Below are 23293 nucleotides of genomic sequence, written 5' to 3'. Positions count from 1 at the left end.
GTGCTCATCTAAGGGCATCGTCGGACCCGTGAGCTGGCACGTTGCTCGATTCTTACACAGCCATGCGGTGGAACCTCGGCAGGCATCCGCTCACGGCGTGCGCGGTGTCTCCTCGCGCATGTGTAAAAATGGATCGGCAACGAAACATCGGGCAACGCACTGTGGCGTGCATTGCTTGTTCCTCATCGCGAAGAAGCCGCATTTTGAATCGATAGGTTTGGCAATCGTCTTGGAAATACTGCTGGGCCAATTTCAAAGTGAATATTGCGCGAGGAGTGGGACCAATCAAATTTCCGCGACAAATCAGGCTGTCGAGTTTCAGGGGGCCTCCAGTTTCCGAGCACCAAGCCGTCGTGATCGACGAGCGTGAGGACCTCGGGTGGTCGCGGTGCGCGCTACTCCGTCGACCACTCGCAAGATCGATTGATTGTTGCAGCAGCAAGTTGAGTTGTTGCCACGCCGGAGCGGCAACATGACCGGGACAGTACTGGTCACCGGCGGTGCGGGATATGTGGGCTCCCACTGCTGCAAGGCCTTCGCTGGGGCCGGCTGGCATGTTGTGGCGCTCGACAACCTCTCGCGCGGATGGCGCGAGGCGGTGCGTTGGGGACCGCTGGTGGAATGCGATGTTCGCGATCCGCTCGCGGTGCGGCGGGCGCTTGAGACACATGAGCCGGACCTGGTCGCGCACTTCGCCGCGTTCGCCTATGTTGGCGAGTCAGTCGAGAACCCGGCGCTCTACTACGAGAACAACACCGCGGGCACGCTTGCGCTGCTGAATGCGATGCGCGCAACAGGGTGCCGCAATCTGCTGTTCTCGAGCACGTGTGCCAGTTACGGCATCCCCCAGCACATCCCGATCGACGAAAGCCATCCGCAGGCGCCGATCAATCCCTATGGCTGGTCGAAGATGATTATCGAGCGAATGCTCGAGGACTTTGGTGCGGCCTACGGAATCGGATCGGTGTCCTTGCGCTATTTCAACGCTGCCGGCGCTGATCCTGACGGTGAGATTGGCGAGCGGCATGACCCGGAAACGCATGTCATTCCGCTTGCGATCGAAGCCGCGCGCCGAACGGATCGGCCATTCACGATACTCGGCACGGATTTTCCGACGGCGGACGGAAGCGCGATCAGGGACTACATCCACGTCAACGATCTGGCGCGAGCCCACGTGCTTGCAGGCGAAATGCTGCTCGAGCAGGGTGGTACCCACGTGTTCAACCTTGGTACCGGCGTTGGCACCAGCGTGCTCGAATTGATCGCGGCGGTGAAGCGTGTTGCCGGGAACGAGCCGGTCGTGCGCCGTGGCGCGCGACGGCTGGGCGATCCCGCCAGGCTCGTCGCATCGTTCGCCAAGGCCGAGCGAGAGCTCGGCTGGCGGCCGCAGCAATCCGATATCGACTTCATCATTGAGACGGCACTTGAGTGGCGGGACCGTCATCCGCCGGTCTGACACAGCAACGAAACGGCCATGCTCTCTTCCATCGCAGCCCTGCCACTCGGCGAGGGTGTCACGCACGTCGGGGTGACGTCGGCTGCGGATGTCGCCGGAACGGAACTGCGCGAGGGCATGACGGTGTTCTGGCACGGCGACCGTCCGATCGGTCATGTGCTGATGCATCGGGGGCGGCAGAGTGGTTCGCGTATTGATCACGTTGATGCCGAGTTTCTTCTGGCGATCGGGGACGAGTTGCAAAGGGAGGCCAAGCCGACTGTCTCGGCAGGCGTGGTGATCTGCACGCGGGATCGGCCGGAAGAACTCACCGCCTGCCTTGCGTCATTGCCGCGGCAAAGCTTTCGGCCGCGTGAGATCATCGTGGTGGATAACGCCTCACGGGATCAGCGGACGCGCGATGTCGCGTTGGCTGCCGGAGCGGTCTACGTACGCGAGGACAGGCCAGGGCTCGATATCGCCCGCAATACCGGCGTGCGTCGTGCAAGCAGCGACATCGTGGCCTTCACCGACGACGACGTCATGCTTCATCCTCATTGGCTGGAGCGGCTGGTGGCCGCATTCGATCAGCCGCAGATCGCGGCCGTGACCGGGCTCGTCCTTCCGGCCGAACTCGCAACCGAGGCGCAGCGGCACTTCGAAACCTATTGGGGATTTGGCAAGGGCTACCGGGAGCGCGACTTCGACAGCGCATGCTTCAAGTCGCATCGCCGGGACGCGTTCCCGGCGTGGGACGTCGGCGCCGGCGCCAGCATGGCATTTCGCCGCGACGTGTTCGAAAAGATCGGCCTGTTCGACGAGCGGCTCGACGTCGGTCAAGCCGGCTGCTCCGGTGATTCCGAATATTGGTACCGCTTGCTCGCCAGCGGCTACACTTGCCGCTACGCGCCGTCCTCTGTGGCGTTCCATTCTCACCGCCGCACGATGGAAGGACTCGCGAGCCAGATCTACTACTACATGCGAGGCCACATCGCGGCGCTGCTGGTGCAATATGAACGAACGGCTCTCCGGGAGAATCAAGTCCGCGCGTATTTGTACCTGCCGACCTGGTACTCCTATCGGCTGCTCCGCAGAGCCATCGGACACAAGCGCATTGACGACCGCTTTCTCAGGGAGGAGATCGCCGGCTGCGTGTCCGGCTTCCGCTTCTACCACAGCAAGGGGAAGCGCAAATGACATTCGGTTCGCTTACCTCGATCGTAATCCCCGCGCGCGATGCCGAGAGGACCATCGCCAGGACGCTCGAAAGCCTGTTGGCCCAAACCGATCCCGGATGGGAAGCGCTGGTCGTTGACGATGGTTCGGTCGATGCGACCTCGGCAATCGTTGCCGAATATGCCGCGCGGGATGCCCGCTTCGTTCTGCTAAAGTCCGACGGGCGGGGCGTATCGACGGCCCGCAATATCGGCCTGTCCAGCGCAAGCGGCGAGCGCCTTCTATTCCTTGACAGCGACGATTGGATTGATGCGCAATTTCTGACTAAAATGAACGCTGCGTTGGACGAAAATCCGTCCGCGATTGCGGCCTGCTGTGATCATTGTCGTGTGATGCCTGATGGTGATCAGACGCCTCGCTATCGCAATGCAGCGGTTGCGGCCAATCCATTCGAAGCGTTTGCGCGCAGTTGTCCGGTTGCCGTTCACGGTGTCCTTGTCAAAAGAAGTGCAGTCCTCGAGGTTGGCGGTTTCGACGCCAGTCTTCGCACCTGCGAGGAGTGGGACCTGTGGCAGCGGATCGCGCGAACCGGTGGCACCTGGACCCATGTTGACGAGTTGCTCAGCTACTATTGGTCGAGCGAGCATTCGCTATCAAGCGACATCCGGCAAATGCTGGCTGACGGGAATACGGTTATTGCTCGGGGATTTTCTGCCGACGAGCGTGTGAAGCATCCAGCAGCGGCTCACCGGAACGGGGCATCGGCCGCTTCCGGCAGGCCGCAGGCGGCAGCGCAGGCCTACTTCGCGCTCTGGTGTTGCGGCATCGATTGCGCCCGAGGGAACAGCAGTCGCCTTTCAAGAGAGGTACTCGCCGACATACCGCAATCCGTCACGGCAGCGGATGAGATTGCGCTCAATCTGCTGGACTCGGTCGCTGTGGGGGCCCGCGCAACGCCGGCGCGATTGGCCGGTCGGTGGCGCGAGTTCGGCGAGCATGTGACCGAACTGATCACTGCAATCGGGCAGGCCTGGCATGATCCGGCAGAAGCGCGAAAGATACAGTACCGGTTTGAGCGCATGTTGCTCGATTACGACGACCTGTCGGCGCCGCGCGAACTCAACCTCACACTTGGTCTCCGTGTCGATCTTCAGGAGCTTCCGGCGTTTCGCCCACCCCGACATATCGACCGGCTCTACGTTTACATTTGCGATGGACCGCAGGTCCTGGCCTTGCTTGATGTCGGCCTGCTCGGAGCGGTGGATTCGGAGTTCTGGCTGACTTTGATCCGCGAACACCTCTCCTATCTACCCGTTCCGGCGGGTAGGGACGGGCGGCTTCGGCATCTCAGCCGGCCGGTCGAGTTGATCAAGCGAATCGGCCAACTTGGGCGGAACGGGCCGGACAGCCATCAGCATCGCCTGCATGCGCTGCAGCGGCGCATGTCGAGCGAAGCCGGATCGCAAATCGGATCAAGGGCGCAGGCATCCGGCAGCAGCGAGGGCCATACTCTTGCAGGCGGCCCACGCGACATTGGACGTGAAGTGTTCTGGGAGGGGTTCTTTCAGGGAGAGGATCCATGGAACTACGGCTCACCCTATGAGCAGGAGAAGTACCGTCGGCAACTCGAGTTGTTGCCGGCCGAGCCGCCGCAGCGTGCGTTCGAGCTGGCTTGTGCGGAGGGGCATTTCAGCCGGCAGTTGGCGCCGAAGGTCGGGCACCTCCTGGCATCCGATATTTCATCGACCGCGCTCACGCGGGCTCGCTTGCGATGTGACGGACTCCGCAATGTGGAGTTCGCCAGGCTCGATCTCTCGGCCGACTGTCTTCCCGATGAGATGGATCTGATCTGCTGCTCCGAGGTGCTCTACTATCTGGACGATGAAGCCGAGCTGGCACGCGTTGCGCAGAGGGTTGCGCGCGCCTTGCGTCCCGGCGGTCACCTCATCACGGCGCACAGCTACGTCTTGAAGGACGACGCCTCTCGCACCGGATTCGATTGGGAAAATCCGTACGGAGCCGAGACAATAGCCCAAGTGATGGCGCAGTTGCCCGAGCTCGCGCTCGAGGCATCGATTCAGACCGAGCTCTATCGCGTCGATCGCTACCGGCGCCTTGCGCCTGGCGAGGTTGCGCTCGAGCCGCAGGTGACGATTGCGCGAATTGATGCGCCGATCGATACGGAGGTCGCGCGATTTGTCGTGCGGAATGGAGCCGTCAAGCGGCGATCGGAGGTCTTGAAATCGGAAAGACGCTCGCATGTTCCCGTCTTGATGTACCATCGAATTGCGACCGATGGGCCGGATCAGCTTGCGCGCTACCGCATCGATCCGGATGCCTTTGCCGAGCAGATGTCGTGGCTGCGGAGAAATGGCTACCACACCATCAACTCGGAGCAGCTCGCGTGGTTTGTCGCCAACAATCATCCGTTTGAAGGCAGGCCGCTGCTAATCACCTTCGACGACGGCTATCAGGATTTTGCCGAGCAGGCGTGGCCGATCCTGAAAGCCAATGACTTCTCCGCGGAAGTCTTCATCGTCACGGACCTGGTCGGCGCAAGGGCGGAGTGGGATGCATCGTTCGGAATGCCGGCGCCGCTGATGGATGCCGACAGCATCATCGCGCTTGCCGGTGAAGGCGCGATGTTCGGAAGTCATCTCGCGCGCCATCCCCGCAGCGACAGGCTTTCGACCGCAGAACTCGCCGAAGAATTGCTGCGGTCGCGGATTCAGCTCGAGACCTGGCTGGAGCGGCCGACCACATCGCTCGCGGCGCCGTTTGGATGCACCGACCAGCGGCTCAGAATTCTAGCGGCGGAGTGCGGCTACAAGGCCATATTCAACACGGTCGATCGGGCTGCCGGACTGCAAGATGACTTGCTCGACCTTCCGCGCATCGAGGTGAGGGGCGACCAAAGTCTGGAGACGTTTGTGCACTGCTTGGAGCGGTATCAATGAGTACAAGTACGTGCCTGGTCAGCGTTGTCGTTCCAGCGTTCAACGCCGAGGCGACGATCGACGAGACGCTTCGCAGCGTCCGATCGCAATCGCACGAGCGGCTCGAGATCATCGTGGTGGACGATGGATCCACCGACGACACGCTCGCGGTCGCCGAATACCATGCCAAGCGCGATCCGCGTATCACGATCATCAGGCAGGATAACGCCGGTGTGGCGGCCGCTCGCAACACGGGGTGGCAGGCCGCGCATGCGGAATTCATCGCGTTCATCGACGCTGATGATCTGTGGGCGCCGCGCAAGATCGAAAACCAGCTCCAGGCGATGATCGACGGAGGAGACAGGACGGGCCTGGTCTATAGCTGGTATGCGTGGATCGATGCGAAGAGCCGCGTGAGCGTGAAATCCGATCCGGTGTTTCACGCCGGCGATGTGCTCGAATATCTGTTCGAGGGCAACTTCATCGGCAACGGTAGCGCGGCGATGGTTCGCAGGAATGCGCTGATTGCGGCGCGTGGATTCGAGAGCGGCCTGCGGGCATCGGGCGCTCAGGGCTGCGAAGATCTGCTGTTCTATTGTCGAGTCGCGGAAAGCTATCACTTCGCGGTGGTCCCTGAGTACGAGATCGGCTACCGCTACTTGCCCAACAACATGTCGAGCGACATGACGCGGATGTTCCGCTCCTGGATGCTGGTCGCAGATGAGATGGCGGCCCGGCATCCCGACCGCATCGCGTTGCTGGACCGCGGGATCAGCAACTACGCCCGGTGGCTGCTTCGGAGAGCGTTGACCGGCGGTCAGTTGGTTTACTTTGCATCGGTCCTTATGCTGCTGTTCCGGCGAAATCCCGTGCTGGCCGTCAAGGTCGCCGCGCTGGGCTTGCCGCGGGATATCGCCTCCGCGGCGTGGTGGGCATTCCGCAACCTGCGGCAGAGAGAATTCCGGCGGCCATCGCCGTCATTCCTGATCGGCGACTCCAATCTATCCCGATGGCAGAAGACACAGACGATATGAAGAAGCCAAGAGCCGCGCGGCGCGCAGCGCTGGCGGAGCTGTGGCGGCTCCTCAAGGTGGCTCCATTGCCGCGTTGGGCGACGCTGCTGCTGATCGTCCTTGGTCTGGCTTCATCCCTGGCGGAGACGGTCGGGATCACGCTGGTGCTGCTCTTCTTCTATCTTGCGATGGGGCAGGTCGAGCTCGCGACGTCGACGAGCGGCATTTTAGGCGATGCGCTTCGGCACGCGACCAGTTGGTTTCATAGCTCGACTGAAACCGCTTTGGTGGTGCTTTTTCTCATCGTCATACGCGGCGCATTGGCCTTTGCCAATACGCTGATCAGCGCCCATGTCGGCGAGCAGATCAACGAGGTCGCGCGCAACCGCGTCCATCTGCAATATCTGTCGACCTCGTATTCGTTCTTTCAGCGCCACGACGAAGCCTACCTGATGGAGGTTCTGGGGACCGAGACATGGTTGATCTCCGGAGCCTACAGCAATCTGACCCGCATCATCGTCAGCTCCTGCTCGATTGTTCTGTTCCTGTCGTTTCTTCTTGCGCTGTCGGTGAAGATTACGGTGATGGCTATCGCGGCTTCGATGGCCGTATCGGTCGGGATGCGTCACCTTTCCCGGCCGATGCAAGAGCTCGGCAGCGGAGTGAAGCTGGTTCACCAGAGACTGGGAGAGCACATGCTGATGACCCTTCAGGGCATGCGGACGATCCGTGCGTATGGCCAGGAGAAGGTGCATCAGGAGCGCTTCGAGGGCGCGTCGGCTGAGGCGCGCAAGGTCGCTCTGGGGCTCGCGCGTCTTTCGGCGCTGGTGTCTCCGCTGACCGAAGTGGGATATCTCGTGGTGCTCTGCCTCGTCATCGCGTCCGCCAACGTATGGGGAGTCGGATTCGCGACCAGCCTTACGGCGGTCGCCTTGCTCTACCGGTTGCAGCCGCACCTGCGTGAGCTGGAAACCAGCCTGTTGTACATGGCGCAGATCGAGCCGCAGTTGCGTTCCATCCGCCTGATGCTGGCGAAGGACGACAAGGAATATCCCAAGCCCGGACACCTCGCGATCGACAGGCTGGCCGATAGGATCTCGTTCCGCAATGTCACCTTCCGTTACGAGGCCAGATCCGATCCCGCGCTTCGCGATGTCTCCTTTGACATTCCGGCAGGCAAGATCACCGCACTCGTCGGTGCGAGCGGGGCGGGTAAGACCACGATCGTGAATCTCCTGCTCGGTCTTTATTCCGCGACCGAAGGATGCGTCCTTGTTGATGGTCGTCCAATCGAGGATCTCCGCCGAACGGAATGGCTTGGCCTGCTCGCGATTGCCGGTCAGGACGTTGACCTCGTTGAGGGCACCGTGATCGACAATGTGCGCATGTCCAAGAACGACGCGTCGGAGGCAGAGATTTTGGACGCGCTGCGCGTCGCGGGTATTTCGGAAATGGTCGAAGCGTTGCCGGACAAATACGACTCCTGGATCGGACAGCACGGCACGCGCTTCTCGGGCGGGCAGCGCCAGCGCCTTGGCCTCGCCCGCGCCATCGTGCGCAAGCCCGAGTTTCTGATTCTGGACGAGGCCATGAGTGCTCTCGATCGCTCCCTGGAGGACAGTGTCAAGCGCGCGATCCAGCAGCAGCTCAACGGCCGGACCTTGCTGCTCATTACCCATCGCCTGGAATCGGTGCTCGATGCGGATCACGTGGTCTGCCTCGAGGCCGGCCGGGTTTGTGCGGAAGGGCCTCCGGCGAAACTACTGGCGGATTCCAGCAATCTCTTTTCCAGGAATCTTCGCCTGGGAGCCGTGCGGGCCGCGCCCTGAACTCGCCGTCATGGTTCTCCGCCGATCATGAGAACGAGACATCCGCGACCGCGCGCATCGATGCCTGCGCGATCGTGTCCTCACCCGTAGCACTACGGGTTAGATCAGAGCTGAGAGCTCGGGTACAGGACGTGGCGTGATCTGCACCGCTGTTGAGGCGTGTTGTTCCCACAAAGGAACTTGCGACACTGCATCGCGCGTGCGCGCCTGCATTTCAGACGCATGCTTCAATTTGTTTCGAAGTTCGTAAACCGGCTTGAACACCTTCGTGATGGGTGTGAATGCAAAGGAGCACAGTAGCCATCATGACCGTGAACTCAACCTACGCGAGCATTATCGTTGGAACTTCCGGATCGGACATCCTGTTCGGAGGCACTGGAAACGATCTTCTCACCGGCGGAGCCGGTAGCGATATCTTCGCAATTTCGAAGGGGTACGGCTCTGACACGATCAGCGATTTTCAGGCCGGCGTCGGCGGAGACGTCCTGCGCGTGCAGAACTACGGATTTTCGTCCTTCGCAAGCTTTGTTGCCGCTGCCAGGCAGGTTGGCGCCGATACGATCGTCACTCTGTCCAGCACCGAAACCTTGACGTTGCAGAACGTTGCGCTTTCGTCTCTCGTCGCTTCCAATGTCGTGCTCGACAATCCGCTTCAGGGCAGCGCCGCGCCGAACACCGCGGCGCTCACGGTGCAAGCCGGGGGCACGCTGACCGGCAGCGCGATGAACGACTCCCTGCAGGCGCTCGGAACCGGCGTCACCCTGATCGGAGGCGCAGGCGACGACACCTACTTCATGTATGATCACAACACCAAGGTCGTCGAGCAGCCGGGCCAGGGCATCGATACCATCAACGACGGGATGATCGACGGCTACAGTCTCGTCAATGCGCCCAATGTCGAGAACCTGATCTTGGGGGGCAACTACTCGTCGCCTGCGACCGGCAACGATCTCGACAATATCATCATCGGCAATGCCGGCAACAACATCATCGATGGCGGCAAGGGTAACGATGTGCTCAACGGAGGTGGCGGCATCGACACCTTCGTCATCGCGGTCGGCAACGGCAACGACGTCATTACCGACTTCAAGACCGGCGCGGGCGGCGACATCCTGCAGCTCAATGGCACCGGCTTCCACTCGCTGTCCGATGTCACCGCTGCCATGAAGCAGGTCGGCACCGATACCGTCCTCACGCTCAGCAGCGGCGAAACCATCAGGATGAATAATGCCAAGGTGGGGGATTTCACCGTGGCCAACATCAATATCGTCGAAGCGCGCACCGACATGGTGCAGACCTTCAACGACGATTTCAACACGCTCTCAGTGGGGCAGGACCCCCATCTGACATGGCGCACGAGCTATGCCTGGAGCGGGCCGGCGAGTTACTCGCTCTCCGGCGAGCAGGAGATCTATGTCGACCCGAGCTTTTCGGGACTGCCGGGAAGCCAGGCGTCCGCGCCGCTCGGGCTTAACCCATTCTCGATCCAGGACGGCCATCTCGTCATCAGCGCGCAGCCGCTGCCTGCGGCCGATGCGCCTTATGTCGGCGGCCACGAGTTCTCATCGGGGATGATCTCGAGCCAGAACAGCTTCGCCCAGACTTACGGCTACTTTCAAATGACGGCGACGCTATCCGGTACGCCCGGTGCATGGCCGGCCTTCTGGATGCTGCCGACCAATCCGCATGGTCTCGCCACGGAGCTCGACGTGCTCGAAGCGCTGGGCACGCATCCCGATCAGTCGCATTGGGGGTTCCGGTCTTCGACCACGGCTGATCAGGGGTACTGGGCGAATACGGCCGATCTGACTGCTGGCCAGCATACTTTCGCGGTCGAATGGACGCCTTACACCCTGACCTACTTTGTGGACGGCGCTGAGGTGGGGCAGGTGGCCACTCCCTCCGACATGAACACGCCGATGTACATGATCGCCAACCTTGCCATGGGCGGGAGCTGGGCCGGCAATGCCGCCCCTGACGCGACGGCGAGTGTATCGATCGATTCCATTACCGCATATCAACTGCCGGAATACACGCTCGCAAACTATGCGCTGCTCTCCAGCGGAGCGCCGACCAACACTATCACCGGAACCGCGGGTGCCGACACCCTGACCGGCACATCGGGCAATGATTTGATCGACGGAGTGGGCGGCGCCGACACCATGAGCGGCGGGGCCGGCGACGACACCTATATCGTGTCCGACCCGAACGCGAAGGTGGTCGAAAGCTATGGTGGCGGCATTGATACCGTGAAGTCATCGGTCACCTACACGCTTTCTGACTATGTCGAGAACCTGACGCTTACCGGTTCGGCTGCGATCAACGCCACCGGCAACTCGCAGTCCAACATCATCATCGGCAATGATGCCGCGAACGTCATCACCGGCGGGCTCGGCAATGACATCCTGACCGGTGGCGGCGGCGCGGATACGTTCGTTTTCAATGCCGGGGACGGTTCGGATATCATCACCGATTTCACTCCGGGCTCGGGAGCCGGACACGACGTTATCCAGCTCAACGGGTTCGCCTTCACCTCGTTCAGCGACATTCAGGCGGCGATGACCCAGGTCGGCAACGACGTCTATCTGGCGCTGACGAGCCAGGATACCCTCGTCTTGCGTAACACCACGATCTCGTCGTTCACCAGCGACGATTTCCAGCTTCCTGGTTCGCTCCCGGTCGGCGGCCTGATCACATCGTGGATCAACGGAAGCACCAGCAGCCACACGATCTACGGCACCTCGGCCAACGACAAGATCACGGCGTTCAACTACGACGACACAATGATCGGATGGACCGGGGACGACACTTATGTCGTCAACAACCCGAACCAGAAGATCATCGAGAATCCTGGCGGCGGCATCGACAGTGTCGAGGCCTGGACCTCCTATGCGCTGCCCGACAACGTCGAAAACCTGACCATGATGATGGGCGGGCTCACCGGTACAGGCAATCAGCTTGCCAACCGCATCGTGGGCTCAAGCGGCGACGACGTCCTCAACGGTGGTGGCGGCAATGACTGGATCTCGGGGGGCGCGGGCAACGACACCTTCGTCTACACCCCGGGCAGCGGCTATGTCACGATCGCTGATTTCCATTCGGTGACCAACAGCGCCACCGAACACGACAAGCTCTCGCTGAAGGGTTACGATGCCTCCGCCTACCTCACCAATGTCGGCGACGTCTGGACCGTCCACTACGCAAGAGGAACGGACACGCTGCACGTCGTCGGCGTCACGCAACTGACGGCGTCGGACGTCGCATTCGTCACCGACTGGAACACGCCGATGACGATGACGGGGCTGGCGGCCCCAACCGCTTCGTTCTCAGCCGATAGCGGGGTGACCGCCGCGGGCCTCACCGCGGCAAATCACCTGACCCTGACCGGAAGTGCCCAGGCCGGTGTCACGATCGAAGTCTTCGACCAGGCAACGCTTGTCGGGACCGCAGTCGCCGACGCAACCGGCGCCTGGTCGTTCGCGACGGCAGCGCTGGCGGACGGCAGCCACCTCTTCACGGCCAAGGCCGCGGATGCCATCGGCAATCTCAGCGCTGCCTCTGTCGCGCTGAACGTGACGGTCGATACGCAGCCTCCGGTGGCCCCCAACCTGATCTCGGCCACGCTTGCATCTGGCAGCATCACTGCTTCCGGCTCAGCGGAAGCCGGAAGCACCGTCAACTTGTATGACGGGACAACGTTGCTGGGCACCACGGTGGCCGCATCCAACGGGACGTGGAGCGTCAGCACCGGAGTGCTCGCTGCCGGCGTGCACAAGCTCTCCGCAACCGCGACCGACGAGGTCGGCAATCAAAGCCAACCCTCCAATGTCCTTGCGGAGGTGATCGGCACCACGATCGAGGCGGTCGGCACGACGTCATTCACCAGGGTCGGAAACGACTACTACATGTCGGTTGCTGATGCGGCAGTGCTGCTGAAATATGCCGGCGCTGCCGTTACGGCGGGGCAGTTCGGTACATGGTCGCCGGTGGCGGCGGAAGCGACGTCGAGCGGATATGATGTGGCCTGGAAGGATTCCGTGAGCGGCCAGTACGCCGTTTGGACCACCGACAGCAATGGCAACTTCGCGTCCAAGATCCTGAGCAATGTATCGGGCACCAGCTCATCGTTCGAATCGATCGAGCCGGTCTTCCACCAGGACCTGAATGGTGATGGCGTCATCGGTGTCCCGCCGGTCACCTCGACACCGATCGCAACGACGTCGATCGAAGCGTCCGGTGCAACCAGTCTGGACCAGCTCGGCAACGACTACTTGCTGGACGCGATCGGCGGCAGCCAGGGACCAACATTGAAATACGCCGGTGCCGCCGTCGTCGCCGGGCAATTCGGCACCTGGTCGCCGATTGGTGCGGAAGCCACGTCAGGCGGCTACTACGTGGCCTGGAAGGACTCCGTCAGCGGGCAATACGCAGCCTGGAGCACCGATAGCAACGGCAACTTCGTCTCCAAGATCATCAACAGCGTGTCCGGAACCGACGCATCGCTCGCGTCGGTCGAAACCGTCTTCCACCAGGACCTCAATGGCGATGGTGTGATCAATACGCCATCCACGGTCCTCGACATTTCCGGAAATATCATCCTGACCTTAGGTAATATGAGCCAGCCAGCCATGATCGAGGCCGGTGCCAAGCTCGAACTGACCGGTGCCGTTTCGGGATCGATCACCTTCAATGCCGCAACCGGCACGCTGGTGCTCGATCACGCGTCGCAGTTTACCGGCAAGTTGATCCATCTCAGCGGCGACGGGACTGCATCCAATTCGAATCAGATCGACCTGAAGGACATCGCGTTCGGGTCCGGAACGTCTACATCCTATTCAGGAGACACGACCGGTGGCGTGCTGACCGTGACCGATGCTCAAAGCCACACCGCACATCTTTCGCTGGTCGGCGACTACACGCACTCGACGTTCAATCTTTCGAACGACGGAAGCGGCGGCACGCTGGTAATCGATCCGCCCAAGGATGGATTCGATTTCGGCTCGGTTTCGGCGCCACAACCTGTATCGGCCCCCGAGGCTCCGACGGCCGTGCGGATGGCGGGCGACAGCTTTACCTTTGATCGCGCCGGTTCATCGGCGAGCACGAGCACGTTCAGCCTTGAACCTGTCAATCACCAAGTGATGCCGCAGCCCGATAGCCTGCGGCCGGCCTTGCCGGCGACCGATCATGTTGAGCCCCTCCACGCTACGATATCGCCGGATACGCACCTCGCGGAGTTTCACAACTTCATGCTTCACCAATAGGGTCGGACCTTCGACCAACTATCCCCGGCTTCCGGTCGAAAGCCGGGGAGGGTGCAGTTATGTTGTCGACCGGAAAGGCTCAAGGCTTCTTGCAATCGGAATAGAAGGTGCCGTTCGTCGCAACGATTCGCTCGATGCACTGCTTGGGATCGACGACGTCGCCGCCCACGGTGAAATCATAGGCCTGGTTTTTCACCACCAGCGCGTAACGGCCTGGCGTCAGCTCCAGCGCGGGGTCTTCGCTGTGCAGCTCGTACATTTCCGGGCTGTCGGGCAGTGGTGACACGCGAAACGGGAAAGCGACGTTTCGGATCACCCAGCTATCGCCATCCTCCGGTCGTTTGCCTGCAACCTCGGCGGAGAATTCCCGCGCGACCTTGGCGATCACGCGGACCTCCGCGCGGTCCGCGATGTTGGTCGCCGCATCGCGGCGGAATACGATGAATTTGGGGTGCCCGCTCGACAGCACCGTGTGGCTCGGCGTTCGCAGCGCGGCCGACACGGCGACACGGATGTCCGGAGGACGGCCGGGCAGCAGTTGCAACTCGGTCAGTGAATCGCCTTCGACCGCGTAGACTCCGTAGTCCGTTGGTCGCAGCGGGTTGGGTTTCGGGGGCGGGGCCGGAACTGCGGCCGCGACCGCTGCCATCGGCGCGCGCGCCTGGACGGGGACGGCGGGCTGCTCTTGCGGGCGCGACAAGCGTTGCACCCAGGATGCCAGCCGCTCCCTCTGCTGGACGACGCCCGCGGCCCCGCCGACGACGAGCAGCACGGCAACCGTCCGCACAGCGAGCGGCGAAAACGGATGCGAGAACCGTCTGCGCGCTGCCGGGGTCGGGTCGATCGAAACGGCCGGCCGGTGTTGCCGGTCGAGATGGGGCGCGCCACCGGAACCGGCTTCCAGTCTCGGAGTTTGCGGCCGCGCAACGGCGATGTGCTGCCTCGAAAAGTCCTCGACGCCGCGGATGGCGGCTTCGAGCGCCTGTTGCGCCTGCTTGATGTCCTTCTCGTTCGCGGAAGTGAACTGCTCGCGCAGCTTGTAACGGGCGAGATCGTAGACGGCCTGGCGGAGGTGCTCGGGGCTATGTTCGACCGTGTCGATCATCCGCGCGATGACAAGCGCAAACTGAATCCCGTTGGAATTGTCGTCCAACGGGCCGTCATCGTGCGGCATCAAGTCGCGCGAACTCGCCGGGTCCTGCCGCGTCGTTTGCTGCGTGGTTAAAGACTCAGCCAGCTTCCGATCCCCGTTGCCTGAGCTTTTCGCTTGAACCAAATCGCGACATTTGGACTAGAATATGTGCCAACGATGGCGGCGCGTTGTCAGCGCGGCCTGGCTGGGAGAGGGTTCCATGTTCGGCAGCTTGAAGTTCGGATGCACAATGCTCGCGCTGGTATGCCTGGCGCTGAGCCTGGTTTCCAACTCGGCTTCGGCGATTACGGCCGAAGTCGCCCGAAAGTGTCATGCCCTGACTGCGGCACAATTTCCGCCGCGTTTGCCCGGGAACCCGGCGGCGGGAAGCGCCAAAGGATCGGGTCGCGAACAAATCGACTATTACAACAAATGCGTGGCGAATGGCGGCAAGCCAGACGAGGGCGGCGCTCCCAAGTGACCGGTCAACCCTGACCGATCAGGAAGCCGCCGCGTGCAAATTTCGCGACCCGCGCGTCCTCAGCGGTTCGAATGTGATGAAAGAGGCAGCACTTGGACGCAAAGCGACATCAGGCATATCCGTTTGGATTGGTGCTTTGCCATCGCCAGTGATCAGCGCACATCGTTTCAAGTGATCGGGTTGCTTTCCAACCAAGCAGGCTGCTGGCGTAATCGGTTGCGGCGTAATAGGCGGCAAGATCGCCCGCGCGCCGCGGCTTGATGTCGTAGGGAATCGTCTTTCCGCTTGCCGCTTCGAAGGCGCGGATCACCTCGATAACGCTGCTACCCGCGCCTGTGCCCAAATTGACGGCAAAGCATTTCGGGCTGCTGAGCAACGAAAGCGCGGAGACGTGGCCATCGGCCAGATCCATGACATGGATATAATCCCGAACGCCGGTCCCGTCAGGCGTATCGTAGTCTCCGCCCCAGACATTGAGCCGCTCGCGCCGCCCGATCGCGACCTGCGCCACGAACGGCACCAGATTGTTGGGAACGCCCTTCGGATCCTCGCCGATCAAGCCGCTCTCGTGGGCGCCGACCGGATTGAAGTAGCGCAGGACTGCCACGGCCCAGGTCGGATCGCTCGCATATTGATCGCGGAGCATGTCCTCGATCATGAGCTTGGTGCGTCCATAGGGATTGATTGCGTTGAGCGGATGGTCCTCAGTGTAAGGCAGGAATTTCGGCGTGCCGTAGACCGTCGCTGAGGAAGAGAACACGATTTTCTTTACGCCGGTCTTCTGCATGGCGCGGAGCAGCCGGTGCGAGCCGATGACATTCTGGTCGTAATATTCGAGTGGTTGGGCGACCGAGTCCTGCACGGATTTCAGGCCGGCAAAATGCATCACCGCCGTGCATCCGTGTTGTGCGAGGACCTTCTCGATTGCGTCCTGGTCGCGGATATCGGCTTCGACCACCGTCAGCCGCTTGCCGCAGATCTGCTGGACGCGCTCCAGCGCCAGGGGGCTGCTGTTGGAAAAATTGTCGAGGACGACAACGTCTTCACCCGCCGCGAGCAGCGCAACGCAAGCATGTGAGCCGATATAGCCGGCACCTCCAGTGACCAGGATCATTCAGCGTCTCTGTGTTGTTGGATTGGATGGACTGACTGCATGTGGGCTTGTCGCCGGTCGGTGTCGGATATCCGTCATCATCACAAAGGAAAGTTCTTTCCAAAAGTGTAACCGAGAAGGCGAATGTCCCTTGCGGCGCGCAGGATACAACGGCAATGCGACGGGTGGAATGGCCAAGCAGCGACTGCGCTATCTTGCGCCTGGAGGCGGTCCGCACCGAACGTCGTAAACCAATCGCAAGAGACAGAAATATGACGTGCAAAATGTGGAGCGATGGTCCTTGTTCGGCCAACTTTCACAGGGATGACGTCGTCGTCTGTGCAGCAAGCTCGGATGCTGAAACAGCGGAACATGTCTTCGCTGTCGGGTGGCACCATTCTTGCTGAGCGATAACGGGATCTTGTCAGCACGTGAGGCATCGATGGACCGGCGAATTATCCCCCTGATCATGTGCGGCGGTGCAGGCACGCGGCTGTGGCCGGCCTCGCGCGAGGTGCATCCGAAGCAGTTCCTGTCGCTGTTCGGGGCGCGCTCGACGTTCCAGGACACCCTGCTGCGGGTCGCGGACGCGAGCCTGTTCGAGCGGCCGATCGTGATCACCAATGAGGCCTATCGCTTCATGGTGCTGGAGCAGCTCGCCGAGATCGGCCGCGAGGCCGACGTGCTGCTCGAGCCGATGCGGCGCGATTCCGGCCCGGCGATCGCCGCCGGGGCGGCGTTTGCGCACAGCCGGGACGTTGACGCGGTGGTGCTGGCGCTCGCCGCCGACCATCTGGTGCGCGACACCCAGGCCTTCGTCGCGGCGTGCCGGGAGGGGCTGGCGGCGGCCGCGCAGGGCCGCATCGTGACCTTCGGCGTCCAGCCGGAGCGGCCGGCGACCGAATACGGCTATGTCAGCCCGGGCGAGGTGGTCGCCGGCGCGGTGCGGGCGGTCGGCAAATTCGTCGAGAAGCCGGATGCGGAACGTGCCGCCGGCTATATCGAGGCCGGCTATCTCTGGAACAGCGGCAACTTCATGTTCCGCGCCGCGGTGCTGCTCGACGAGTATCGCACCGTCGATGCCGCCAGCGTGGCGGCCGTCGAGCAGTCGGTGGCCGCGGCGGCGCGCGACCTCGGCTTCGTCAAGCTCGACCCGCCGGCGTTCGGCGCGGCGAAGGCGATCTCGATCGACTATGCGGTGATGGAGAAGACGGCGCGCGCGGCGGTGGTGCCGGTGGCCTGCGGCTGGTCCGACATCGGCTCGTGGCGCCAGGTCTGGGAGCTGTCCGCCAAGGACAGCCAGGGCAATGCGGCGCGGGGAGCTGCGGTGTTCGAGGACTCCCGCAACTGCAACGTCACGACCGACCGTGCGCTGGTCGCGCTCGAGGGCGTCGACGATCTCGTGGTGGTGGCGACCCAGGATGCGGTGCTGGTGTCGCGGCAGAAGGACGCCAACGGGCTGAAGCGGCTGGTCGCCAAGCTGAAGGTGACGGCGCCCGAGGTGACGGAGAGCCACATCAAGGTGCATCGTCCGTGGGGCTCCTACCAGTCGGTCGACAACGGCGACCGCCACCAGGTCAAGCGCATCATCGTCAAGCCGGGCGGCCGGCTCAGCCTGCAGAAGCACCACCACCGCTCCGAGCACTGGATCGTGGTGCGCGGCACCGCGCAGGTGACGGTCAACGAGCTGATCAAGACCGTGCACGAGAACGAATCGATCTACATCCCGATCGGCGCGGTGCACCGGCTGGAGAACCCCGGCAAGATCCAGCTCGAGCTGATCGAGGTGCAGACCGGCAGCTACTTCGGCGAGGATGACATCGTTCGCATCGAGGACGACTATCAGCGCGCGTGAGCGCGAGGTTGTCCGCAGGCTTCATGGCGTGCAGCGGCGCGAACGCGCCGCTGCCATTCGTCACGATGTCGACGACGGAGAATCCAGGCGGCAATCTCAAGCCGTGAGGCGCGTCATTTCCGGCGTTGGAGCGGAAGCCATCGTGAGATAAGGACGCCGACGATGCCGCCGGTTGCCTTTTGAAGTGCATCCGTCGCGGCAGGATCGCGATCCGGCTGCAGTGCCTGCAGCAATTCGAGCGAAATCGCGATAGCTACAACGATCGCGCAGGTCCGGATCATGTGGCCGGGAAAAAGCCGGGACAGGAGAAAGCCAAGAACCAGGTAGGCGGCGAAGCGCTCGAAAATCACGACCCAGAGGCTCTCGTGCAGGCTCAAGAGAACCGGCCGGCCCGAGTGGGACGTCAGGGTTGCGTAGACGATCAACAGCACGCAGCCAGTTGTCACGGCAATAATGTAGCTTTGGCGCATCGTGCGATCGGCCGCCTGAATCCCGGTTATGCGGTGCTGAGCGAGTGTGCCATATCAACAAAGGCGCACAAGGATGGGCTGCCGCGGCTTGGTCTTGCACGTCGTCGCATCGTTAACCGGCGGACTGTCCGCGCAATTTTCTGAAGCGTTCGACCTGATCCTGCATGATCGTCAGCACGATTCGGCCTGTGGCAATTCCGCCAAGCCCGCCCACCACTTTCACCAGAGCATCGAGCACACGGCCGTGGCGATCGGGCGTCAGCAATTGAATCGCCTCCAGCGTGAACGCGCTCCCGATAATGAGCAGCGCGATCGGCAGCATGCGCCGCGGATAACCCAGCATCAGCGCCAGGCCGAGCAGCGCGAAGGCCGCAAAATGCTCGAGGTGCGGATTGGCGATGGACGGCCTGTCATAGATCGGCGAGAGCGTCACGAATGCAATCAACGCGAGAGCCAACCACCCCGCAATACGGCAGATTTTTTGGATCATAATGGACATGGGGGTAGGCGCCGCTGGACATTGCCGCAACCCGCAAGCCCGTGACCAGCGCGGTTTTGCCGGACGATCGACTGATATCGTTAACGCCGGGGCTGCATGATCCGCGTGCCCGGCTGGGTCAAAATCTGTTATCAAGCCGGCAAATGACTAAAAAGTAACATTCCACCTCTTGACCCGTTCATAAGCCGTTCACCGCCGAAAGCCTCATTTTATGTCGGATATCGCAATGCTCACTCTCGGAGGCCATCGTGCGTCTGCTCGTCGTTGAGGATGACCCGGACTTGAACCGCCAGCTCACCACGGCGCTCACGGATGCCGGTTATGTGGTCGACCGGGCGTTCGATGGCGAGGAGGGGCATTTCCTCGGCGACAGCGAACCCTATGACGCGGTCGTGCTGGATATTGGCCTGCCCAAGATGGACGGCATTTCGGTGCTGGAGGCCTGGCGGCGGAACAAGCGGGTGATGCCGGTCCTGATTCTCACCGCGCGCGACCGCTGGAGCGACAAGGTCCAGGGCTTCGACGCTGGCGCCGACGACTACGTCGCAAAGCCGTTCCACCTCGAGGAGGTGCTGGCGCGGATCCGTGCGCTGCTGCGCCGCGCAACCGGGCATGCTCAGGTCGAACTGGTCTGCGGCCCGGTGACGCTGAACACCCGTACCAAGCGGGTCACGGTCAACGGCAATCCGATCAAGCTGACCTCGCACGAATACAACCTCCTTGACTACCTGATGCATCATACCGGACGGGTGGTGTCGCGCACCGAGCTGGTCGAGCACCTCTATGACCAGGACTTCGATCGCGACTCCAATACCATCGAGGTGTTCGTCGGCCGCATCCGCAAGAAGCTCGAGGTCGACATCATCCAGACCGTGCGGGGCCTGGGCTACATGCTGGCGTCGCCGCCGTCGGGTGCTTGATCGGCGTGCGGGCATCGGCATGATCTGCGCCGAACACTGGATTCGCCATGTCGAAGCCCGCTGACACGATTTTTGAGACCGTGCTCTAATGCGTGGCAGCTCCCTTGCCACCCGTCTGTTCGTCTCGGCAACCGCCTGGGTGGTGGTGATCCTGGCGATCACCGGTGTCATCCTGTCGTCGGTCTATCGCGATGCGACCGAGCGCGCCTTCGATCGGCGGCTTAATCTCTATTTGCGCACACTGATCGCGGAGGTGGCGACCCCTGATGAGCCGGCGGACCGCCAGTTCCAGTCGCTCGGCGAGCCGCTGTTCGACCTGCCGCTGTCGGGCTGGTACTGGCAGATCACCCGCACCGACACTGAGAAAGGCGAGACGCGTGCCTCGCGCTCGCTGTGGGACAAGAAGCTGCCGAAGCTCGAGGAACATGGTGCGGAGCTGACGGCCGCCGGCGTCCGCCTCGGCTATGTCGACGGACCGGAAGGCCAGAGCCTGCGCATGGTGGAGCGGCCGGTGGATCTCGGCGCGGACGGCAAGTTTCTGGTCAGCGTGGCCGGCGACGCCACCGAAATCTTCGATGAGACGCGCAGCTTCGACTACTATCTCGGCGGCACTTTCGCGGCCCTCGGCATCGTGCTGCTGCTGACCACGATCTTCCAGGTCCGCTATGGCCTCGCGCCGCTCAAGCGCATTTCCGAGGCGATTGCCGACATTCGCTCCGGCCGCGCCGAGCGGCTGGAGGGACGGTTTCCGGTCGAGATCGCGCCGCTCGCGCGCGAGACTAACGCGCTGATTGACGCCAACCGGGAGATCGTCGAGCGTTCGCGCACGCATGTCGGCAACCTCGCTCATGCGATCAAGACGCCGTTGTCGGTGATCGTCAACGAAGCAGGCGCCCATGCCGACGATTCCTTCGCGAGCAAGGTGCTGGAGCAGGCCGATATCATGCGGGACCAGGTCGCGCATCATCTGGAGCGCGCGCGCCTTGCCGCCCGCATCACCATCGTCAGCACCATCACCGACGTAGCGCCCGCGATCGAGGCGTTGCGCCGGACGATGGAGAAGATCTACCGCGATCGCGCCATCTCGATCGAGGCGAAAGCGGATCCGGCGGCGCGGTTTCGAGGCGAGCGGCAGGACCTGGAGGAAATGGTCGGCAATCTCGTCGACAACGCCTGCAAGTGGGCGGCGTCTCAAGTGTTCATCGAGGTGACCGTCCAGGCGCCAAAGGAGCAAGGCGCCGGACCCAGGCTGCACATCGTGGTGGACGACGACGGACGCGGCCTCTCGGAAGCCGAGCGCGCCCAAGTGTCGCGGCGCGGCCAGCGGCTCGACGAGTCAAAACCCGGTTCGGGGCTCGGCCTCTCCATCGTGACCGATCTCGCGGGCCTCTACGGCGGCAATCTCACGCTCCGGAGCGCGCCGATCGGCGGCTTGCGCGCCGAGCTCGTGCTGCCGGCGGTCTAGAGCATGATCCGGAAAAGTGTGAAGCGGTTTTCCGAAAAGATCATGCTCAAACAAAGAGCTAAAGCGCGATGACGGTTCGATCCCACCTCATCGCGCTTTAGCCGCGCATACCTGGTACGGTCCGCCGTCGTGGGGCCGTCATTATTCCTAAACGGCTTCTTAACGCCGGCGCCGCTATGATCGGAAGCGGACGCGCTTGCTGCGGTCCGTGGGGCATCAAGCATTCATCGCCAGGCGAATGAGCCAGAGATCGATCGAGCGGCTGAGGGACTATCTTGCGCAGCTTCCGCCGCAATCGCAGGCGCTGCTGATGCGGGAACTGGAGCGCGCGGTCGAACGCGGCGAGGACGTCGCGGTCGCCAATCTGGTGCTGGAGCAGCTTCGCAAGATCGTCCGCAGCGCCGAGGAAGACGAGGAGATGCGGCCGCGCACCGACGACCCGGCGCGGCTTCTGTTCCGGCCACTCGAGCCATTCCTCGCCGAGACCAATTTCCCGACGCGCCCGGGTCAAATCCGGCGCGCCTCTCTGCTGCCGATCTGGCAGTGGCTGGCCCGCGAGGGGGCTGTCGAAGCGGCCCGTGAGTTCGAGGCCGCGCTGGCGGCGGCGTTGGAGAGTGGCCCCTTGGAGGCCGCGACCCGCAAGTTCCAGCTCGCGGCCGCGGACGCCATCGTCAAGATCGCAACGCCGGTGCAGGCGGATAGCCGGCAGCGCGCGCTGTCGCGCGTGGGGCCGCCCAGCGTTGTCGAGGACCTGCTGCCGATCGGCTTGGTCTTGCAGGCGCGCGATGCGCTGGAGACGGTCGGGAGCCGCTTGCCGAGCCAGATCCGGGTGTTTGCCGATGCCCAGATCGTGTCCGTGGCGGAGGCGCTCAAGGTTCCTTCGCTGCAGACGCCGCAATTGCTGCCATTTGCGCTGTCCTTGATTGCGCAGCGGCTGGTCGCGCCATGGCAGATCATCCGGCTCGCCATCAAGATGGCCGGCTCCGACGATGAGTTGCGGGTTGCCGCCACGCCTTACGGCGTCGCGGTCACCATCGCGTTGCACGACCTGTCGTTCGTCGCAGCCTGCCTGCGAACAGATATCAGGCGCGGCCATTTCGAGTATGTCGGCGAGCAGCTCAAGACCCTGCATGACGGCGTGCGCGGGCTACGCACCGAGCTCGATCTGCGCAACGATTCAGCTTGGGGCCGCCAACTGACGTCGGTTCGGGCCGACACCTCCAATGCGCTGCAATCGGAGATCGACAGCGTGCCGGGGCGGGTCCGCCGGATCCTCCGCCAGCGCGCCGACAAGGATATCGTCGCGGGCGCCAAGATCGACATGTCCGAGGTCGAGGACGCCGCCGCCCTGATCGATTTCGTCGCGGTGTGCCGCACCTATGCCAGCGAGCTCGCCATCAATGAGGTGACGCTGCGCACCTTTTCGGATCTGCAACATTATGTCGAGCAGTCGACCGAGGGGCTGGTGCAGTCGCTGCGGGGCGGCGACGCCCGGGTTCGGGCGTTCCGGCAGCAGCAGGTCAAGGCCGCGATCCGGTTCTGCGAGGTGCTGTTCGGTCACGACTACGCCTCGCTGATGAACCGGGCGGCGGAGAATGCCGTGACCGGCGAGCGCAAATCCTCCCGCGCGAGCTAGCCGGGCCTCCGGGACCCTGTCCGAAGGTGCGGGGCGCTGCCGCCCGTGATCCAGCAATTGTCAATTGCCGGGCTTGCGGCCGGTGGTGT

At 62.7% G+C, this 23293-nt stretch carries 15 protein-coding genes and 1 pseudogene; 12 read left to right on the top strand and 4 right to left on the bottom strand.

Features of this window, described 5'->3' with window-relative positions; genetic code table 11:
- The first annotated feature begins 472 nt into the window (after nt 1–472).
- The 7 genes and pseudogenes from galE (P6U25_RS24410) (at nt 473) to P6U25_RS24380 (ending at nt 13653) form a co-directional block, all read left to right on the top strand.
- Nucleotides 473–1456 carry a UDP-glucose 4-epimerase GalE gene (gene galE, locus P6U25_RS24410; RefSeq protein WP_407147312.1) on the top strand — a complete coding sequence of 328 codons (984 nt, stop codon included), beginning with the start codon at nt 473–475 and terminating at the stop codon, nt 1454–1456.
- 18 nt (nt 1457–1474) lie between these two features.
- On the top strand, nt 1475–2632 hold the full coding sequence (locus P6U25_RS24405; RefSeq protein ID WP_407147311.1) for a glycosyltransferase family 2 protein: 1158 nt from the start codon (nt 1475–1477) through the stop codon (nt 2630–2632).
- Nucleotides 2629–3228: pseudogene (locus P6U25_RS24400) on the top strand (glycosyltransferase family 2 protein); the annotation flags it as partial. The gene P6U25_RS24405 and the pseudogene P6U25_RS24400, both read left to right, overlap by 4 nt.
- A gap of 381 nt (nt 3229–3609) precedes the next feature.
- Nucleotides 3610–5568 carry a polysaccharide deacetylase family protein gene (locus tag P6U25_RS24395; protein ID WP_407152601.1) on the top strand — a complete coding sequence of 653 codons (1959 nt, stop codon included), beginning with the start codon at nt 3610–3612 and terminating at the stop codon, nt 5566–5568.
- Entirely contained in the window at nt 5565–6581 is a 1017-nt protein-coding gene (locus P6U25_RS24390; protein ID WP_407147310.1) for a glycosyltransferase, read from the top strand. The genes P6U25_RS24395 and P6U25_RS24390 overlap by 4 nt, the downstream gene beginning before the upstream one ends.
- Nucleotides 6473–8389, top strand: coding sequence for an ABC transporter ATP-binding protein (locus P6U25_RS24385; protein ID WP_407147309.1), 1917 nt, complete (start codon nt 6473–6475; stop codon nt 8387–8389). Before P6U25_RS24390 ends, P6U25_RS24385 begins: the two co-directional genes overlap by 109 nt.
- Nucleotides 8390–8694: 305 nt before the next feature.
- Entirely contained in the window at nt 8695–13653 is a 4959-nt protein-coding gene (locus P6U25_RS24380; RefSeq protein WP_407147308.1) for an Ig-like domain-containing protein, read from the top strand.
- Between the two features lie 79 nt (nt 13654–13732).
- Here the strand turns inward: P6U25_RS24380 and P6U25_RS24375 are convergent, their stop codons facing one another.
- Nucleotides 13733–14758 carry a hypothetical protein gene (locus P6U25_RS24375; RefSeq protein WP_407147307.1) on the bottom strand — a complete coding sequence of 342 codons (1026 nt, stop codon included), beginning with the start codon at nt 14756–14758 and terminating at the stop codon, nt 13733–13735.
- Nucleotides 14759–15005: 247 nt separating this feature from the next.
- Here P6U25_RS24375 and P6U25_RS24370 point away from each other — a divergent pair, with 247 nt between their 5' ends.
- A complete protein-coding gene (locus P6U25_RS24370; RefSeq protein WP_407147306.1) occupies nt 15006–15266 on the top strand; it encodes a hypothetical protein in 261 nt (86 codons plus the stop codon).
- A 109-nt stretch (nt 15267–15375) separates the two neighbouring features.
- Here P6U25_RS24370 and galE (P6U25_RS24365) read toward each other — a convergent pair whose 3' ends face one another.
- Entirely contained in the window at nt 15376–16380 is a 1005-nt protein-coding gene (gene galE, locus P6U25_RS24365) for a UDP-glucose 4-epimerase GalE (protein ID WP_407147305.1), read from the bottom strand.
- Nucleotides 16381–16801: 421 nt separating this feature from the next.
- Here galE (P6U25_RS24365) and P6U25_RS24360 point away from each other — a divergent pair, with 421 nt between their 5' ends.
- Nucleotides 16802–18214 carry a mannose-1-phosphate guanylyltransferase/mannose-6-phosphate isomerase gene (locus P6U25_RS24360; protein WP_407147304.1) on the top strand — a complete coding sequence of 471 codons (1413 nt, stop codon included), beginning with the start codon at nt 16802–16804 and terminating at the stop codon, nt 18212–18214.
- A gap of 113 nt (nt 18215–18327) precedes the next feature.
- Here P6U25_RS24360 and P6U25_RS24355 read toward each other — a convergent pair whose 3' ends face one another.
- Together P6U25_RS24355 and P6U25_RS24350 are read right to left on the bottom strand one after the other, a co-directional pair.
- On the bottom strand, nt 18328–18645 hold the full coding sequence (locus P6U25_RS24355; protein WP_407147303.1) for a VanZ family protein: 318 nt from the start codon (nt 18643–18645) through the stop codon (nt 18328–18330).
- A gap of 151 nt (nt 18646–18796) precedes the next feature.
- Complete coding sequence (locus tag P6U25_RS24350) at nt 18797–19183, bottom strand: VanZ family protein (RefSeq protein WP_407147302.1); 387 nt, start codon at nt 19181–19183, stop codon at nt 18797–18799.
- 248 nt (nt 19184–19431) lie between these two features.
- Here P6U25_RS24350 and P6U25_RS24345 point away from each other — a divergent pair, with 248 nt between their 5' ends.
- The 3 genes from P6U25_RS24345 to P6U25_RS24335 all read left to right on the top strand — a co-directional run bounded on the left by P6U25_RS24345 (nt 19432) and on the right by P6U25_RS24335 (nt 23204).
- Complete coding sequence (locus P6U25_RS24345; RefSeq protein WP_407147301.1) at nt 19432–20103, top strand: response regulator transcription factor; 672 nt, start codon at nt 19432–19434, stop codon at nt 20101–20103.
- An 88-nt stretch (nt 20104–20191) separates the two neighbouring features.
- Nucleotides 20192–21568 (top strand): ATP-binding protein, encoded by a 1377-nt coding sequence (locus P6U25_RS24340; RefSeq protein ID WP_407147300.1) that lies wholly within the window; start codon nt 20192–20194, stop codon nt 21566–21568.
- Between the two features lie 238 nt (nt 21569–21806).
- Nucleotides 21807–23204 carry a hypothetical protein gene (locus tag P6U25_RS24335; RefSeq protein ID WP_407147299.1) on the top strand — a complete coding sequence of 466 codons (1398 nt, stop codon included), beginning with the start codon at nt 21807–21809 and terminating at the stop codon, nt 23202–23204.
- Nucleotides 23205–23293: the final 89 nt, after the last annotated feature.

Source organism: Bradyrhizobium sp. ORS 86 (assembly GCF_045571475.1).
Classification (GTDB): Bacteria; Pseudomonadota; Alphaproteobacteria; order Rhizobiales; family Xanthobacteraceae; genus Bradyrhizobium.
Note: the sequence above shows the minus strand (reverse complement) of the source record. Positions and strands in the feature narration are given on the sequence as shown.